Consider the following 15,961-nt stretch of genomic DNA (forward strand, 5'->3'; position numbering starts at 1 on the left):
GTCGGTACCGTACGTCCGGCCCCCGACAGGCAGCTGGGCGTTGCGCGTGGGTCCTACGCCTGGGCGTCCACGCCCGCGGGAGCGCTGCCGTCGTACGCGCAGATCGCGTCGACCTTCTCGGCGCTCGCGCTGGAGGTGTCGAAGGTGTAGCCGAGCCACTCCTTCGCCAGGCGACGCGCGAGCTCGATGCCGACGACCCGCTGCCCCATGCAGAGGACCTGGGCGTCGTTCGACAGGACCGAGCGCTCCACGCTGTAGGAGTCGTGCGCGGTGACGGCGCGGATGCCCGGCACCTTGTTGGCGCTGATCGCCACGCCCAGCCCGGTGCCGCAGATCAGGATCGCCCGGTCGGCCTCGCCCTCCGCCACCAGCCGTGCGGCGTCGACCGCCACGTGCGGGTACGCGGTGTGGCCGTCCGCGTCGACGCCGACGTCCCGCACGTCGGACACCCGGTCGTCGGCGAGCAGGTCGGCCTTGATGATCTCCTTGTAGTCGAACCCGGCGTCGTCGGACCCGATCACGAGACGGTACGTCATGTCTGTGCTCCTCCCGCGCCACGGGGTGCCGGGCGCTCCCGGACCAGTCTGCGACGGCCGTGGACATCTGTCCAGCACACAATTTCTGCGTCGCGTGTGGCGGTAGCATCGCACCATGTCGGCCGAGACCCCCACCCCGGACGGAGCCCGCACCCGGTTCCCGCTGGACACCGTCTACCAGGCGGCGCGGATGTACTACCTCGAGGACGCCACCCAGGTCGAGATCGCCTCCCGCCTCGGGGTCTCGCGCCCGACCGTCTCGCGGCTCGTGGCCGAGGCCCGCAGGGCCGGACTCGTCCGCATCGAGGTCGTCGACCCGTTCCAGGACGAGACCGTGGCGCTCGCCGAACGGCTGCAGGTCGTGCTCGGGCTCCGCGCGGTGCACCTCGCCGCCGTCACCCACGCGGCCACGCTCGGCGCCGACCTGGCGGCACCCCTGGCCGCTGCGGTCGAGGGCATGGGGCTCGTCCCCGGCGACGCCGTCCTGATGTCGTCCGGCCGCACCGTGTACGACGTCGCGCGGTCCGGCATGCCGACCATGCCCGGGGTGCAGCTCGTCCCGACCGTGGGCGGGCAGGCCGACCCGATGCCGTGGTTCCAGACGAACGAGATCACCCGGACGGCCGCGGAGCGCTCCGGCGCGATCCCGGCGTTCCTGTTCGCCCAGGCATTGCCGTCTCCGGTGATGCGGTCCACCCTCGACGAGGACCCGGCGTTCCAGCACGTCGTCGGGCTCTGGAGCCGGGCGAAGGGCGCGATCCTCGGCATCGGGGCGCCGACCCACACACGGGACGCCCTGGCCCGGGGCATCCCGGTCGAGGACGTCGCGTTCGACCGTGCCGCCGGCGACGTCTGCCTGAACTTCTACGCCGCGGACGGCTCGCCGATCGAGTTCCCCGGCAGCGACCGGATGGTGCGGACCTCGCGCGCGGTCCTGTCGACCGTGCCGCACGCGGTCGGGGTCGCCGTGGGCAGCGCCAAGGTGACGAGCATCGTCGCCGCGGTACGGGGCGGACTGGTCAACGAGCTGGTGACGGACGCCGCGACGGCGCGCGCCGTGCTCGACGCCCTCGCCTGAGCGCTCCGGCTCGTCGCCCGATCCTTCCCATCACGCGCGCGATGGAGGGCGGATTCGGGCATACCTGGTCGTTTCTTCGTGGCAGGTACGCCCGGTTCTGGCAGGTACGCCCGGGTTCGGTCGGTACGCCCGGGGTCGGGGTGACCGGGTGGCGGCCTGGAGGCGCGGGGCGGGGCCGCACCGCGCCTCCCGGTCGGCGGTCCCGAGTCTAGAGCGTGCGCCGCACGTCCCACAGGTGGTGCACCGGGTCGTGCGCGTAGTAGGTGGCGAGCGTCGCGACGGTGAAGGCGCTGCCGTCGGACCGGAGCCCGGTGCGCTCGAGCACTGCGTCGGGCACCGCCGCGAAGGCCCGGGCCGCGCGGTCGGCCGACTCCCGCAGCTCCCGGGCGACGACCGCGGGGTCCTGCTCGCCGTAGCGGGCCTCGACGGCGGTGGCGTCCTGGTCCCAGTTCGGGAACGTCGGGGCGTCCTCGGTGAGCATGAGCTCGAGGCGCTCGGCCATCTTCCGGTGCACGTCCCGCACGTGGGCGCCGTACTCGAGTGGCGACCACGTGTGGTCGTCCGGACGGTCACGGACGTCATCGCGCCGCAGGACCTCCGGCCACGCGGCGGTGTTCTCGTCGATGATGCCCGGCACATCGCGGACGGTCACCGCGCTGCCGTCGTAGCCGCACTCGGGACACGCGGACTCGATGACCCACGTCCAGTTCTTCGTCTCCGGTTCGATCGCCATGGGCCGAGGTTACGGCCTCGTCACTCAGCTTCCGGGTTCGCCGGACTGCTGCCGATCGGCGGCGGCCCCCGTTCGGGTGACACGCCGTTCCCTGAGAATCACCGGCCAATGACATTTCGGTTGCTCGGTAACGTCGCTCGCTGTTCTGGGCCGGTTCCCGACGGCCCACCGATCTTCTCGAGGAGCGATGCATGGGTTCCGACCCCAGCAGTACCCACCCCCGACCGCACCGGCGGCTGCGCGAGAGCGACGTCACCGTGGTCGACAAGAGCATGATGCGACGAGCCGTCAGCGGCATGGTCGTCGGCAACACCATGGAGTGGTACGACGTCGGTGTGTACGGCTACCTGGCCGTCACGATGGGGAAGGTCTTCCTGCCGACGGCCGAACCCGCGGTGCAGATCCTGTTCAGCCTCGGGGTCTTCGCGGCGACGTACATCGCGCGGCCGCTCGGTGGCATCGTGTTCGGACGCCTCGGTGACCGGATCGGCCGGCAGAAGGTGCTCGCGACGACGCTGATCATGATGGCGGCGTCGACGTTCCTGATCGGCGCGCTCCCCGCGTACGCGACGATCGGCGTGCTCGGCCCGATCCTGCTCGTCGTGCTGAAGCTCGCGCAGGGCTTCTCGACCGGTGGTGAGTACGCCGGTGCGACGACCTTCGTCACCGAGTACGCCCCGGACCGGCGCCGCGGGTTCTTCGCGAGCATCCTGGACTTCGGCAGCTACCTGGGCTTCGCGCTCGGCGCGACCGTCGTCTCGGTGCTGCAGATCACCCTCGGCGAGGACGCGATGGTCGCCTACGGCTGGCGGTTCCCGTTCCTGGCGGCCGGCGTGATCGGCGTCGTGGCGATCTGGTTCCGCCTGCGGATCGAGGAGTCGCCGGTGTTCCAGGCGACCCAGGCCGCGCAGGAGGCAGCGACCGAGTCCCGCGCGTCGTTCGACGGTGAGCGTCCGGCCAACGTCGTCGCGATGGTGCGTCAGCACTGGCGTCCGATCGTCATCGCGATCATGCTCGTCGCCGCGTCGAACACCGTGGGCTACGCCCTGACCTCGTACATGCCGACGTACCTGACCGACTCGCTCGGGTACTCCGCCATCGACGGCACGCTGCTGACGATCCCGGTGCTCCTGCTGCTCGCGGTGATGCTGCCGTTGACCGGCAAGCTCTCCGACCGCCTCGGCCGCCGCGTGGTGATGTGGATCGGTGCCGCCACCACCGTCGTGCTCGTCGTGCCGGCGTTCATGCTCATCGGGCACGGGGCGCAGTGGTCGACGCTCGCCGGCCTCGGGCTGCTCGCGCTGATGACCGCACTGTGGGTGTCGAACCAGGCTGCGTCGCTGCCGGCGCTGTTCCCGACCTCGACGCGGTACGGCGGCATGGGCTTCGCGTACAACATCGCGATCGCGGTGTTCGGCGGGACCACGCCCCTGATCGTGCAGGCGCTGCTCACCGCGACGGGTGACGAGCTCGCGCCGGCGTACTTCCTGATGGCGATGAGCGTCGTCGGTGCGATCGGTGTCTTCTGCATGAAGGAGTCCTCGCAGCGCCCGCTGCCCGGGTCGATGCCGGCGGTGGAGACCGAGGACGAGGCGAAGGAGCTCGTGCTCACGCAGGACACGAATCCGCACCTGGACCTCGGCGACCTGCCGTTCGCGGCGCAGGACGCGGCCCGGGCCGCAAGCGACGCCGCCGCCGAGGCCGTGCCGACGCGCTGACGCTGGGGGCGCTCGAGACGCGACCACGGACGGGAGGCGCGGTGCAGGTCCGACCGGCGCTGCGCCTCCCGTCTGTGCGTGCGCATGCTGCGACGATCCACGTGTCGATCGACGCGTGTTCTGTCGGAAGATGCACAAGCACCGGATGCGTGCGCATACTGCGACGATCCACGTGTCGATCGACGCGTGTTCTGTCGGAACATGCGCACGCACGCACGCACGCACGCACCCACCGCCCGCCACCCGCCCCCTCACTCGTGCCGGTGCTCCGACGCCGGATCGACCGCGGGCCACACCGGGAACGGGTCCGGCCAGCCGCGCCACACGTCCGGCCCGGCGAGCAGCTCCGACGGCGTGAGCAGCGCCCCGTCGAGCGCCCGCTCGATCGCCCGGACGTCGAGCTGCTCGCCGACGAACCACAGCGCCTGCCCGATCGGGGCGTCGGCGTCCCACGACGGGTTCGCGGTGGGGTCGAGCGCGAGCATCGACCCGAAGCTCGACCACGAGCCGACGTGGTCCGGCCGGGATGCCAGGCGGAAGAACCCCCGCGACCGCAGCACGCGGCCGTTCACGCCGGCGGACAGGTCCTCGGCGATGACGGAGGACAGCCGTCCGGGGTGGAACGGCAGCGGTTCCCGGTAGCGCATCGAGACCAGGGCGTCGCGGGCCTCACGCCCCGTGTCTGCACCGCTCGACAGCGCCCGCATCCAGCCGGCACCGGTGGCGAGCACCCGCGCGGCTCCACCGTTCGAGGCCGGCAGGTCGGCGGCACTGCGGATCGCAGGCAGGGCGACGATCACGGCCTGGGGCGCCATCCGGTGCAGCAGCGAGACGAGCGCCCGTCGCCGACGGCCGGACAGCGGTTCGATGCGGTCGAGGGCGATCACCGTCGCGTACTCGACGAGTGCGGCCATCCGGTCCGCGGCGACGAAGGCGTCGTCGACGTCCGACCACAGCAGGTGCGCGACGTCGTCGGCCCGCAGCACCCCGACGACGTGCCGCAGCACCCGGTCGTCGCCGGTCTCGGACCGTGCCGCGTTGGCGAGCAGCATGCCGACGGCTCGCGCATCGGCCCCGGGGTGCAGGGTGACGACGAGCCCGTGGGGCGCATCTGGCCCGCAGACCCGGTCGAGCTGGTCGGCGCGGTCGGCCACGGCGCGGGCGGTGGCGAAGGCACTCCCGGCGACGTGCATCCGGTGCCCGTCCGAGATCCGGGCGGCGACGCGGTCGGCGTCGACCCGGTGCAGGGCGGTGACGAGGGTGATGGCAGCAGCACGCATGTCCGCTACTGTAACTGAAAACCGTTATCAACAAGGAGGCTCGTCGTGAAGGTCCGCAACTCCCTCAAGGCCCTGAAGAAGATCCCCGGCTCGCAGGTGGTCCGACGCCGGGGCCGCGTCTACGTCATCAACAAGGAGAACCCCCGCTGGAACACCCGGCAGGGCTGACGTCAGCGGCGGTCCGTAGGGTGGCGGCATGCGACTGCTGCTCATCCGCCACGGCCAGACCCCCGCGAACGTGCACGGCATCCTCGATGCCGTGGTGCCCGGACCGGGGCTGACCGAGCTCGGGCAGCAGCAGGCCGACGCCCTGCCCGCAGCGCTCGCCGACCGGGGGATCGAGCGACTGTTCGTGTCGTCGATGGTCCGCACGCAGATCACCGCGGCGCCCCTCGCGGCCTCGCTGGGCCTCGAGCCCGTGGTGCTGCCGGGCCTGCGTGAGATCGAGGCGGGTGACACGCAGGGCAAGAGCGACACGGTGTCCGTGCAGACCTACATCTCCACCGTGCACGGCTGGTCCGGCGGCGACCGCACGACCCGGATGCCCGGTGCCGAGAGCGGCACCGAGTTCTTCGAGCGCTACGACGACGCCGTCCGGCAGATCGAGACCACCGGGGTCGCGGTCGCCGCCGCCGTCAGTCACGGTGCCGCGATCCGCACGTGGGCGAGCGCAGCTGCGCAGAACACCCCGGACCACTTCGGCACCAAGCGCCACCTGGAGAACACCGGCATCGTCGAACTCGAGGGCTCGTTCGCCGACGGCTGGCGCCTGGTCGACTGGGAAGGCGAGCCGGTCGGCGGCGACCAGCTCATCGACCGCACGGCGCTCGACCCCACCGGCGAGCGGTTCTGACGCGACCAGCAGACAGACGGGAGGCCGGCCCCACCCCCCGGTACCGGCGCACCGCGCCAGCGGGGTGACGGCCGAGACGGGAGGCCCGGTACCAGCCGGTACCGGGCCTCCCGTCCGTCGTCGGTCGCGTCGACTACGCGAGCTGCGACGCCGACGCGGACGTCAGCGGCACGATCACGCCGTGCGACTCACGCAGCACGTCGAGCGTGCGCTGGACCTCGTCCGCGCGCTCCTCGGTCGTCCAGCCGAGCGCCTCGGCGAGCACGTCGGCCAGCTCGTCGAGCAGGTCGATCGTGACCCCGCCGACGAACGCCAGGTTCGTGCGGCGCAGGACGACGTCGACCAGGTGGACGGCCTGCTCGTGGCGGGCGAAGTACGCGACCTCGGCGCGGGTGAGCGACGGGTCGGACTCGAGCGGCTCGACCGGGCCGTCGGTCAGGACGTCCACGACCTCGGCGGCACGGGTGCCGTACCGCTCGAGCAGGCCCTCGACCAGGGACTCGTCCAGGCCGTCGCGGTGCGACTTGATCCACAGGGCGCGCTGGGCGTCGGTGGTCGGGAACTCCTTGCCACCGCCGATGGGCATGCCGGTGGTGTCGACCTTGCGGCTCATGCCGAGCTTGGTTGTCGCCTCGGTGGACAGGTGTGCAGCGAGGGCACGGAAGGTCGTCCACTTGCCACCGACGAGCGACAGCACGGTCGACTTCGGCAGCCCCGCGATCTGGGTGTCCACGATCCGGTAGTCACGGGACACGAAGCCGGGGGCGGTGTCCTCGTGGCGGGGGAGCGGGCGGATGCCGGAGTAGCTGTAGACGATGTGGTCGCGGGTGACGTCGATCTGCGGGAACACGTGCTTGACGAGCCCGAAGAAGTAGTCGATCTCCTCGTCGGTCGTCGTGACCGGCTTTGCGGGGTCGGCGTCGATGTCGGTCGTGCCGATGAGGACCCGGCCCTTGAGCGGGTAGATGAGGACGATGCGGCCGTCGTCGTTCTCGAAGAACAGCTCGCGGCCCTTGGTGGCCTCGAGCAGCTCGTCGTTGTGCACGACGATGTGCGAGCCCTTCGTGCCGCCCATGAACTTCGTCTCGCCGCCGAACGCCTCGTTCGTCAGGTCGGTCCAGGGGCCGGAGGCGTTGATCACGACGTCGGCCGTGAAGACGAACTCGTCGCCGGTCTCGCGGTCACGCAGCAGGACGCCGCCGTCGCGGGTGCCGGCTGCCTCGACGTAGTTGACGGCGCGTGCCTTGTCGGCTCCGGCGGCCAGGCCGTCCTTCAGGACGTCGAGGGCCAGGCGCTCGGGCTCGTGCACGCTCGCGTCGTAGTAGGTACCCGTGTACTTCAGGTCCTTGTTGAGGGCGGGCATGTCCTCGAGCGCGGCCTTCTTGGTGCGGAAGACGTGCTTCGGGACGGAGCCGCCGTCGCGCGAGAAGGAGTCGTAGATCGTCATGCCGATCTTGATGAGCATCGCGCCGCGCTCCTTGGTGGAGCGCTGCTTGTGCGTCAGCATGCGCAGCGGGGCGTTCATGATGCCGGAGAACGTCGAGAAGATCGGCATGGTCGTCTGCAGCGGCTTGACGTAGTGCGGGGCGATGCGGATCAGGCCGTTGCGCTCCTGCACGCTCTCGCGCACCAGGCGGAACTCGCCGTTCTCCAGGTAGCGGATGCCGCCGTGGATCATGTGGCTCGAGGCCGCGGAGGCGCCGGAGGCGTAGTCGCCACGCTCGACCAGGGCGACGTCGACGCCCTGGAGCGCCAGGTCGCGGAACGTCGCGATGCCGTTGATGCCGCCGCCGACGACGAGGACCTGCGCGTTCGGGCGCTCGGTGAGGGCGGTCACCGTGTTCCGGGGCTGTGTCTTCTTCGACATGGTTCGTCGCTTCCTTCGTCTGTTCGTGGGGTCAGGATCGATCGTGCGCTCGTTCGACAGGGCGGGCAACTCGCGTGCACGAACGTGCAGCACACGTGTCGTCCAGGCCCGACGTGGCGGTCAGGAGGCGCGGCAGGGGTTGCAGAGGCCCTGCACGTCCGTGCATGGTTGCGTTCGACAGATCGGAGCACCATGAGCGATGCGGCTCAGCCCATGCGCACGCAGCAGGCGCTGCGCGCCGCCCACCTGTACTACCTGCAGGACCTGACGATGGACGCGATCGCCGACGAACTCGGCACCTCGCGCTCGTCGGTGTCGCGGCTGCTGAAGTACGCCAGGGACACCGGGCTCGTCGACATCCAGATCCGGTCGCCCCTGGACCAGGCCGCTGCGCTGAGCCGGAGCATCCGCTCCCGCTTCGGGGTGCACGCGCACGTCGTCCCGGTGCCGGACCACACGAGCGACGTCGACCGGCTCGAGCGGGTCGCGCTGTCCGCCGCCCGGATCCTGACGCAGTACGTCGAGTCCAACATGGTCATCGGGATCTCGTGGGGCTCGACCGTGAGTGCGGTCAGCCGCTACCTGGTGCCGAAGACCACCCACGGCTCGACGATCGTGCAGATCAACGGCGCCGCGAACACCCGGACCACTGGGATCGTCTACGCGTCCGAGATCCTGCGCCGGTTCGGTGAGGCCTACGGCGCGTTCGTGCAGCAGTTCCCGGTGCCGGCGTTCTTCGACGACCCCGCGACGAAGGAGGCCCTGTTCCGGGAACGTTCGATCCGCCGCGTGCTCGACCTGCACGAGCGGATGGACCTCGTGGTGTTCGGTGTCGGTGCCCCGCAGGCCCCGGTGCCCTCGCACGTGTACTCCGGCGGGTACCTCGACCCCGAGGACCGTGACGAGCTCACGCAGGCGGCGGTCGTCGGCGACGTCTCGACGGTGTTCTACCGGGCGGACGGCTCGTGGAAGGACATCGGGGTGAACGCACGGGCCGGCGCTCCGGACCTCGACACGATCAAGCGCGCGCCGCGGCGGGTCTGCGTCGTCGCCGGGCGGTCGAAGGCGGCGTCGCTGCGGGGCGCGCTGGCCGCCGGGCTCATCACGGACCTGATCCTGGACGAGAGCGTGGGGCAGGCGATCCTGCAGCCCTGAGTCAGGACCTGACGCAGTTTGTCGGTGGTCCGTCCTAGGTTCTCGACCATGGTGCTTTCTCTCGAACAGCCCGGTCAGCGGTACTTCCGGCGGATGGTCGGCAGCGACGTCGACCAGGCGCTCGCGTTCTTCACGGGCGACTACGACTTCCGTGCACCCGTCGTCCGGCGCACCCACGAGAACGCCCACTGGGACTTCGCCGGCGTCGGTGACGAGCGGATGTCGCTGCGCTCGTCGCGGTTCATGGTCGACCTGCGCAGCGAGAGCCAGGTCGACGACGAGTTCCTGGTCGCCTGGATGCGGTCCGGCTCGAGCCGGATCACCACAGGCGGCGAGACGTTCGAGCTCGAGGCCGGTGTGCCCGTCGTGCTGCCCTTCGCCGAGCCGTACGCGCTGCACCACCACGACATCGCCCTGAACCTGGTGCACCTGGACCGCGACTTCGTCCGAGCCGTGGCCGGTGACGACGACTTCGCCTTCGAGCCGATGCGCCGCCCGACGGCCGACGGCATCGCGCTGTGGCGGTCGGTGGTGCGGAAGTACTCGGCCACGTGGCTCGACGTCGAACGGGCGATGATCCCGATGGTGCAGCACGACATCACCGAGGCCTTCGCGGCCGCGGCGATCCGGGCGTTCCCGCGGCGCAACAGGTGGCGGGCGACGGTGTCCGGCAGCGGGCCGGAGCACGACCGCCTGCGCCGGGCACTCGAGTTCGTGCACGAGCACGCGCGCGAAGCGATCGGCACACCGGAGATCGCCGCGGCGGCCGGGCTCAGCCCGCGCGGACTGCAGCAGTCGCTCCGCCGGCACCTCGACCAGACGCCGGGGGAACTCCTGCGCGGCGTACGACTCGACGGTGCCCGGACCGACCTGGTCGGCGGTGCACTGGACGACACGACCGTTGCCGAGATCGCGCGGACGTGGGGCTTCGGGCACCTCGGACGCTTCTCGGCGACCTACCGCAGCCGCTTCGGGGAGCTGCCGAGCGAGTCGCTGCGCGGGCACTGACCGACTGCTGTTGCGGACGGTTCAGCCGAATCTCGTGACACGGATCGCGCTGCCGCTGTCCGGATGTTCGGCTCAGCGCTGCTGTGGGCGAATCCGGTGCTGAATGGACGGGACGAACGCACCGCCCACGAAGGAGTCAGCATGCGCATCGGCGTCCCCACCGAGATCAAGAACAACGAGTACCGCGTCGCCGCCACTCCGGCTGGCGTCGCCGAAGTCGGGTCACACGGCCACCAGGTGCTGGTGCAGGCCGGCGCCGGGTCCGGTTCGGCCTTCACCGACGACGAGTACCGCACCGCAGGCGCCACGATCGTCGACACCGCGGCCGAGGTGTGGGAGCGCGCCGAGCTGATCCTCAAGGTGAAGGAGCCGGTCGCGTCGGAGTACCCGATGATCCGGCCGGGCCAGGTGCTCTTCACCTACCTCCACCTCGCCGCCGACCGACCGCTGACCGACGCGCTCGTCGACTCGGGCGCGACGGCGATCGCCTACGAGACCGTGCAGCTGCCGGACCGCTCGCTGCCCCTGCTGTCGCCGATGTCCGAGGTCGCCGGGCGACTGTCCGCCCAGGTCGGCGCGTTCCACCTGATGCGCACGAACGGGGGGCGAGGGCTGCTGCTCGGCGGGGTCCCCGGCACGCCGAAGGGCCGCGTGGTCGTCATCGGCGGCGGCGTCGCGGGGGAGCACGCCGCGACGATGGCGCTCGGCATGGGTGCCGACGTCACCGTCTTCGACATCAGCCTGCCGCGGCTCCGGGCACTGGGCGCCCGGTTCGACGGCCGCGTCACGACCCTGCGCTCGTCGGCGCACGCCATCGCCGAGGCCCTGCGCGACGCCGACCTGGTGATCGGCTCCGTGCTCATCCCCGGGGCGTCGGCGCCGAAGCTCGTCACCGACGCGATGGTCGCCGACATGCGGCCGGGCTCGGTGCTCGTCGACATCGCGATTGACCAGGGCGGCTGCTTCGAGGGCTCCCACCCGACCACCCACGACGACCCCACGTTCGCCGTGCACGACACCGTGTACTACTGCGTGGCGAACATGCCCGGCGCCGTCCCGCGCACGAGCACGATCTCGCTGACGAACGCCACGCTGCCGTACGCCGTCGCGATCGCCGACCGGGGCTGGGAGGCCGCGCTCGAGGCCGATCCCGCACTCGCCGCCGGCCTGAACGTGCACGCCGGCCGGGTCACGAACGCCGCGGTCGCCGCCGCGCACGGCCTGGTGGTGTCCACCGCGTCGTCGCGCTGAGGCCGTGGGCGCCTGGCGGCCCGGCTGTCCGCCCGCCCCTCCGCGAAAGCGACAGTTCCCCGCCGAACATCGGCGGGGAACTGTCGGTTTCACGGCCCTGTCGGGCGCGGAGCCGTGAGCACTGTGGCTCTCACGGTCCGGGCGCGCGTCAGCCGCGCGTCAGACCGCCACCGGGGCCGCCGCCCGACCGGCACGCCCGCCGACCCAGCCGGCGCGGGCACGCACCACCACGGTCACGACGACCACGGCCGCCGCAGCCACCACGGCCGCGACGGCCGTCGGCACGGAGACGAGCGGCCCCTCGAACCGGGCCACGGCGACCCACGCCAGGCCCCACGCGACCGAGGCCATCGGTGCCAGGCGTCCCCGGCCCCACAGCGCGATGAGGACCCCGACGAGCCCGGCCACCCCGGCGACGACCACGCCCCACGGATCCTGCCCGAGTCCGAAGCCCCGGAAGCCCGCCGCCGTCAGCACCGCAGCGGTGTTGGCGGCCGTCGCGACGCAGACCCACCCGAGGTAGAGCCCGAACGTGCCGTCGGTCAGGATCGCCTCGACCACACCGTGGGACGGGGTCCGGCGCAGGATCGTGAACGTCCAGATCAGCACGACGAGCAGCGCGACGATGATCGGCTCGCTCGCCCACAGGAACCCGAACTGCACGGACAGGATCCACGCGGCGTTGAGCAGCAGGGAGAGCACCGCCGGCACCACCAGCCGCTCGTGCCGCTCGTCGTTCGCAGTGCGGAAGAGCTGCAGCACCGCGTAGCCGATGAGCCCGGCGTAGACGACACTCCAGATCGAGAAGGCCGGGCCGTCCGGGGCGATCGCGGTCGAGGATGCCGACAGGGCGCCACCGGCGGCGTCCTGGATGGGCGTGCCGCCGGCAGCGCCAGACCCGACGTACGCGCCGATGACGGCGACGACCGCGCTCACGGCCACCGCGATGCGCTTCCAGATCCTCTTCATGACAGTCCCTTTCGTCAGCATGCTGATGACCTGCACCGTAGGCGGCCGGTGGTGGCGGTCGTGCAGCGCGCGTTCAGGCAGGACGTGGGGTGCACGGCGGGCGTGCCACGGGCCTCCAGGCCGGAGACCGGCCACCCTGCGTACGGTGGGCGCGTGAGCGTCGAACTGAACACCGTCTACATCGACCGGATCGCCCCGATCGCGAGTCCGTCCCTCGACGACACCTTCCGGATGCTCGACGAGCAGGGTGCCAGCGCGTGCATCGTCCTGCACCAGCCCGACGCCCAGGAACTCGGCGACGTCGCGGTCGCCCTCGGCCTGCACGAGCTCGCCGTCGAGGACTCCGCCGAGGGGCACCAGCGACCGAAGCTCGAGCGCTACGGCTCGACGCTGTTCGTGGTGCTCAAGCCGGCGCTGTACAACGACCAGCAGGAAGAGGTGGCGTTCGGCGAGGTGCACGCCTTCGTCGGTGAGACCTTCTTCCTCGCCGTCGTGAAGGCCGACCCCCGAGGCAAGCAGACCGTCCCCCGGGCACTGCAGCGGTTGAGCGGCAAGCCGGGACTGGTGACCGTCGGCCCGCAGGCGCAGCTCTGGGCGCTGATGGACTCCATCGTCGACGGCTACGTGCCGGTGATCGACGGACTCGAAGAGGACATCAACCAGATCGAGGACCAGCTGTTCTCCGGCGAGGCCGGGGTGTCCCGTCGCGTGTACGAGCTGTTCGGCGAGGTCGTCGACTTCCAGCGTGCGGCACGTCCACTCGTCTACATGATCGAGAACCTGCACCGCGGCGCCGAGAAGTACCACCTGCCGATCGAGATGCAGCGGCGGTTCCGCGACGTCCTCGACCACGCGATCCGGGTCGTGGAGCGACTCGACACGTTCCGGCAGCTGCTGCAGAACGCCCTGACCGTCGACTCCACCCTGGCGGCGCAGAAGCAGAACGACGACACGAAGAAGATCTCCGGCTGGGCGGCGATCCTGTTCGCGCCGACGCTCATCGCCGCGATCTACGGGATGAACTTCACGCACATGCCCGAACTCGGCTGGACGTGGGGGTACCCGCTGTCGATCGTCGCGATGGTCCTGTTCGCCGCGATCCTGTACGTGGTGTTCAAGGTCAAGCGCTGGTTCTGAGCCGCACCGCAGCGGGAGCCGCGCGGCAACCGGAGCCGCACCGTAGCCGGACCCGCGCCGCAACCGGAGCCGCGCCGCAGCAGGATTTGCAGCGGACGGCCCCGGACCGGAAAGCTCTGACGTGCAACGACGCCGACTGGAGCCCGCATGCCGCACGAACTCGTCCACCTGACCGCCGGTGGCGTCTCGCTCGTCCTGGACTGCCGCGACGACGCGCTCCCCGCCGTCGTGCACTGGGGAGCGGCACTCGGACCGCTCGACGCCGACGCGCTGACAGCGCTCGCCGATGCCGACGTCGCGCCCGTCGCACCGAACGAGATGGACGACCCGGTCCGCCTGTCGGTGCTGCCCGAGCCGCACCGGGGCTGGAGCGGTCGTCCGGGGCTCGCCGGGCACCGTGACGGTGCCGACTGGTCGCCCGCGTTCACGGTGACGTCGCTCGTGGTCACCGACACCACGGTCACCGCCGACGCCGAGGACACCACCGCCGGGCTCACCGTCCGGGTGGCCGTCGAGATGCTCGGCTCCGGGCTCGTGCGGGCCCGTGCGAGCGTGACGAACACCGCCGACGGCGTCTACACCGTCGACGACCTGACGCTCGCGATGCCGATCCCGTCGGGGGCGCGCGAGATCCTGGACTTCGCCGGTCGCTGGGGCAAGGAGCGGACCCCGCAGCGCCGCGAACTCGTCGTGGGGGCCCACCAGCGCGAGGGCCGGAAGGGCCGCACCGGCACCGACGCAGCAACCGTGCTGACGGTGGGGGAGCCGGGCTTCGGCTTCGCACACGGCCGGGTCTGGGGCGTCCACACCGCCTGGAGCGGCAACCACCGGCACCACGCCGAACGGCTCGCCACGGGCCGCCAGGTCATCGGCGGCGGCGAACTCCTGCTACCCGGCGAGGTCCGGCTCGCCACCGGCGCCACCTACGAGGGACCGTGGGTGTACTTCGCCCACGGGGACGGCCTCGACGACCAGGCCCGACGGTTCCACCGCTGGCTCCGCAGCCGCCCGCAGCACCCGACGACGCCCCGCCCGATGACGATCAACGTGTGGGAGGCCGTGTACTTCGACCACGATCTGGCCCGCCTCGTCGACCTCGCCGAGCGTGCCGCGGCCCTCGGCGTCGAACGCTACGTGCTCGACGACGGCTGGTTCCGTGGCCGCCGCGACGACCACGCCGGACTCGGCGACTGGTACGTCGACGAGGACGTCTGGCCGGACGGGCTCGGGCCGCTGGTCGATCGTGTCCGTGCGCTCGGCATGGAGTTCGGCCTGTGGTTCGAACCCGAGATGGTCAACGAGGACAGCGACCTGGCGCGTGCGCACCCGGAGTGGATCCTGCAGGCCGACGGTCGGCTGCCCGCCCGGTCCCGCGACCAGCAGGTGCTCAACCTGGCGATCCCCGAGGCCTTCGCGTACGTGCTCGAACGGATGACCGCGATCATCGGTGAGTACGCGGTCGACGCCGTGAAGTGGGACCACAACCGCGACCTCGTCGAGGCGGGGTTCCCGGGCCGTGGCGCAGGGGTCCACGAGCAGACCCTCGCCGCGTACCGGTTGATGGCGACGCTCGGCGAGCGGTTCCCGTCGCTGGAGATCGAGTCGTGCTCGTCGGGTGGCGGCCGGGTCGACCTCGGCGTCATCGAGCACACCGCACGGGTGTGGGTGTCGGACGACATCGACCCGCTCGAGCGCCAGCAGATGCACCGGTGGACGCAGCAGCTCCTGCCGCCGGAGCTGCTCGGCTCGCACATCGCGAGCGGCCGGAACCACACGACCGGTCGCGTCCACGACCTCGCCTTCCGTGCCGGCACGGCGCTGGTCGGCCACCTCGGCATCGAGTGGGACCTGGCCGGCGCGACCGCCGACGAGTCCGCCGCGCTCACCGAGTGGATCGCGCTGTACCGGGAGCTCCGTCCGCTCCTGCACGGCGGTGACCTGGTGCGATCCGACGAGGTCGACGACGCGCGGCTCGTGTACGGTACGGTCGCGCCGGACCGTCGGCAGGCCGTCTTCTTCCTCGCCAGCGTCGGGCGCTCCGAGGTCTCCGGCACCGGCCGGGTCACCTTCCGCGACCTCGACCCCGACACGTCGTACCGCGTCGACCCCGTGGTCATCGGCGACGGCCACGACCTGGTGCGACCGGACTGGTGGTCCGGCCCGCGGGTGTTCAGCGGCCGGGTGCTCGGCACCGTCGGCCTGCAGCCACCGCTCATGCCGGCCGACTGCGTGGTGCCGTTCCGGGTGACGGCCGTCTGACGGCGGGTGGTCGGGGCGCCCGCCCTGGGGGGCCGTCCCGCCGGAGCGGGAGAGGACACATCTGAAGACCAGTCACCTTAATCGCACACGTATTCCGCCTTCTGGTTGTCAAAAACA

General features: G+C 71.4%; 14 protein-coding genes. 9 read left to right on the plus strand and 5 right to left on the minus strand.

Features of this window, described 5'->3' with window-relative positions:
* Window positions 1-53 precede the first annotated feature (53 nt).
* Window positions 54-536, minus strand: a complete 483-nt coding sequence (locus tag H7A73_RS15765; RefSeq protein ID WP_182066823.1) for a ribose-5-phosphate isomerase — start codon at window positions 534-536, stop codon at window positions 54-56.
* 115 nt (window positions 537-651) lie between these two features.
* On the opposite strand from H7A73_RS15765, the gene H7A73_RS15770 reads away from it, so the two are divergent.
* The gene (locus H7A73_RS15770) at window positions 652-1,614 is read left to right on the plus strand and encodes a sugar-binding transcriptional regulator (protein WP_182066824.1); all 963 of its coding nucleotides are present in this window, start codon (window positions 652-654) and stop codon (window positions 1,612-1,614) included.
* A 208-nt stretch (window positions 1,615-1,822) separates the two neighbouring features.
* Here H7A73_RS15770 and H7A73_RS15775 read toward each other — a convergent pair whose 3' ends face one another.
* Entirely contained in the window at window positions 1,823-2,347 is a 525-nt protein-coding gene (locus tag H7A73_RS15775) for a DinB family protein (RefSeq protein ID WP_182066825.1), read from the minus strand.
* 191 nt (window positions 2,348-2,538) lie between these two features.
* Here H7A73_RS15775 and H7A73_RS15780 point away from each other — a divergent pair, with 191 nt between their 5' ends.
* Window positions 2,539-4,065 carry an MFS transporter gene (locus tag H7A73_RS15780; RefSeq protein ID WP_182066826.1) on the plus strand — a complete coding sequence of 509 codons (1,527 nt, stop codon included), beginning with the start codon at window positions 2,539-2,541 and terminating at the stop codon, window positions 4,063-4,065.
* A 251-nt stretch (window positions 4,066-4,316) separates the two neighbouring features.
* Here the strand turns inward: H7A73_RS15780 and H7A73_RS15785 are convergent, their stop codons facing one another.
* The gene (locus H7A73_RS15785; protein WP_182066827.1) at window positions 4,317-5,345 is read right to left on the minus strand and encodes a GTP-binding protein; all 1,029 of its coding nucleotides are present in this window, start codon (window positions 5,343-5,345) and stop codon (window positions 4,317-4,319) included.
* Between the two features lie 45 nt (window positions 5,346-5,390).
* Here H7A73_RS15785 and ykgO point away from each other — a divergent pair, with 45 nt between their 5' ends.
* Window positions 5,391-5,513: a type B 50S ribosomal protein L36 gene (ykgO, locus tag H7A73_RS15790; protein ID WP_182066828.1), complete on the plus strand. Its 123-nt coding sequence runs from the start codon at window positions 5,391-5,393 to the stop codon at window positions 5,511-5,513.
* A 28-nt stretch (window positions 5,514-5,541) separates the two neighbouring features.
* The gene (locus H7A73_RS15795; RefSeq protein WP_182066829.1) at window positions 5,542-6,198 is read left to right on the plus strand and encodes a histidine phosphatase family protein; all 657 of its coding nucleotides are present in this window, start codon (window positions 5,542-5,544) and stop codon (window positions 6,196-6,198) included.
* A 133-nt stretch (window positions 6,199-6,331) separates the two neighbouring features.
* Here H7A73_RS15795 and H7A73_RS15800 read toward each other — a convergent pair whose 3' ends face one another.
* The gene (locus H7A73_RS15800) at window positions 6,332-8,065 is read right to left on the minus strand and encodes a glycerol-3-phosphate dehydrogenase/oxidase (RefSeq protein WP_111095779.1); all 1,734 of its coding nucleotides are present in this window, start codon (window positions 8,063-8,065) and stop codon (window positions 6,332-6,334) included.
* Between the two features lie 192 nt (window positions 8,066-8,257).
* On the opposite strand from H7A73_RS15800, the gene H7A73_RS15805 reads away from it, so the two are divergent.
* The 3 genes from H7A73_RS15805 to ald all read left to right on the plus strand — a co-directional run bounded on the left by H7A73_RS15805 (window position 8,258) and on the right by ald (window position 11,479).
* Complete coding sequence (locus H7A73_RS15805) at window positions 8,258-9,220, plus strand: sugar-binding transcriptional regulator (protein WP_247737623.1); 963 nt, start codon at window positions 8,258-8,260, stop codon at window positions 9,218-9,220.
* 48 nt (window positions 9,221-9,268) lie between these two features.
* Window positions 9,269-10,228 (plus strand): AraC family transcriptional regulator, encoded by a 960-nt coding sequence (locus tag H7A73_RS15810; protein ID WP_182066830.1) that lies wholly within the window; start codon window positions 9,269-9,271, stop codon window positions 10,226-10,228.
* 141 nt (window positions 10,229-10,369) lie between these two features.
* The gene (gene ald, locus H7A73_RS15815) at window positions 10,370-11,479 is read left to right on the plus strand and encodes an alanine dehydrogenase (protein ID WP_182066831.1); all 1,110 of its coding nucleotides are present in this window, start codon (window positions 10,370-10,372) and stop codon (window positions 11,477-11,479) included.
* A 159-nt stretch (window positions 11,480-11,638) separates the two neighbouring features.
* On the opposite strand, the gene H7A73_RS15820 is transcribed toward ald, so the two are convergent.
* On the minus strand, window positions 11,639-12,448 hold the full coding sequence (locus H7A73_RS15820; protein ID WP_182066832.1) for a tryptophan-rich sensory protein: 810 nt from the start codon (window positions 12,446-12,448) through the stop codon (window positions 11,639-11,641).
* 153 nt (window positions 12,449-12,601) lie between these two features.
* Here H7A73_RS15820 and H7A73_RS15825 point away from each other — a divergent pair, with 153 nt between their 5' ends.
* Window positions 12,602-13,585, plus strand: coding sequence for a magnesium and cobalt transport protein CorA (locus H7A73_RS15825; RefSeq protein WP_111124308.1), 984 nt, complete (start codon window positions 12,602-12,604; stop codon window positions 13,583-13,585).
* 147 nt (window positions 13,586-13,732) lie between these two features.
* Window positions 13,733-15,844, plus strand: coding sequence for an alpha-galactosidase (locus tag H7A73_RS15830; protein WP_182066833.1), 2,112 nt, complete (start codon window positions 13,733-13,735; stop codon window positions 15,842-15,844).
* The last annotated feature ends 117 nt before the right edge of the window (window positions 15,845-15,961 follow it).

Origin of the sequence: Curtobacterium sp. ME12 (assembly GCF_903970855.1) — a bacterium.
GTDB classification, from domain to species: Bacteria; Actinomycetota; Actinomycetes; order Actinomycetales; family Microbacteriaceae; genus Curtobacterium; species Curtobacterium poinsettiae_A.

Bases quoted from the DNA above. Each gene is read 5' to 3' on its own strand.
- H7A73_RS15765 (WP_182066823.1), bottom strand. From the start codon at position 536: ATGACGTACCGTCTCGTGATCGGGTCCGACGACGCCGGGTTCGACTAC.
- H7A73_RS15770 (WP_182066824.1), top strand. From the start codon at position 652: ATGTCGGCCGAGACCCCCACCCCGGACGGAGCCCGCACCCGGTTCCCG.
- H7A73_RS15775 (WP_182066825.1), bottom strand. From the start codon at position 2,347: ATGGCGATCGAACCGGAGACGAAGAACTGGACGTGGGTCATCGAGTCC.
- H7A73_RS15780 (WP_182066826.1), top strand. From the start codon at position 2,539: ATGGGTTCCGACCCCAGCAGTACCCACCCCCGACCGCACCGGCGGCTG.
- H7A73_RS15785 (WP_182066827.1), bottom strand. From the start codon at position 5,345: ATGCGTGCTGCTGCCATCACCCTCGTCACCGCCCTGCACCGGGTCGAC.
- H7A73_RS15795 (WP_182066829.1), top strand. From the start codon at position 5,542: ATGCGACTGCTGCTCATCCGCCACGGCCAGACCCCCGCGAACGTGCAC.
- H7A73_RS15800 (WP_111095779.1), bottom strand. From the start codon at position 8,065: ATGTCGAAGAAGACACAGCCCCGGAACACGGTGACCGCCCTCACCGAG.
- H7A73_RS15805 (WP_247737623.1), top strand. From the start codon at position 8,258: ATGAGCGATGCGGCTCAGCCCATGCGCACGCAGCAGGCGCTGCGCGCC.
- H7A73_RS15810 (WP_182066830.1), top strand. From the start codon at position 9,269: ATGGTGCTTTCTCTCGAACAGCCCGGTCAGCGGTACTTCCGGCGGATG.
- ald (WP_182066831.1), top strand. From the start codon at position 10,370: ATGCGCATCGGCGTCCCCACCGAGATCAAGAACAACGAGTACCGCGTC.
- H7A73_RS15820 (WP_182066832.1), bottom strand. From the start codon at position 12,448: ATGAAGAGGATCTGGAAGCGCATCGCGGTGGCCGTGAGCGCGGTCGTC.
- H7A73_RS15830 (WP_182066833.1), top strand. From the start codon at position 13,733: ATGCCGCACGAACTCGTCCACCTGACCGCCGGTGGCGTCTCGCTCGTC.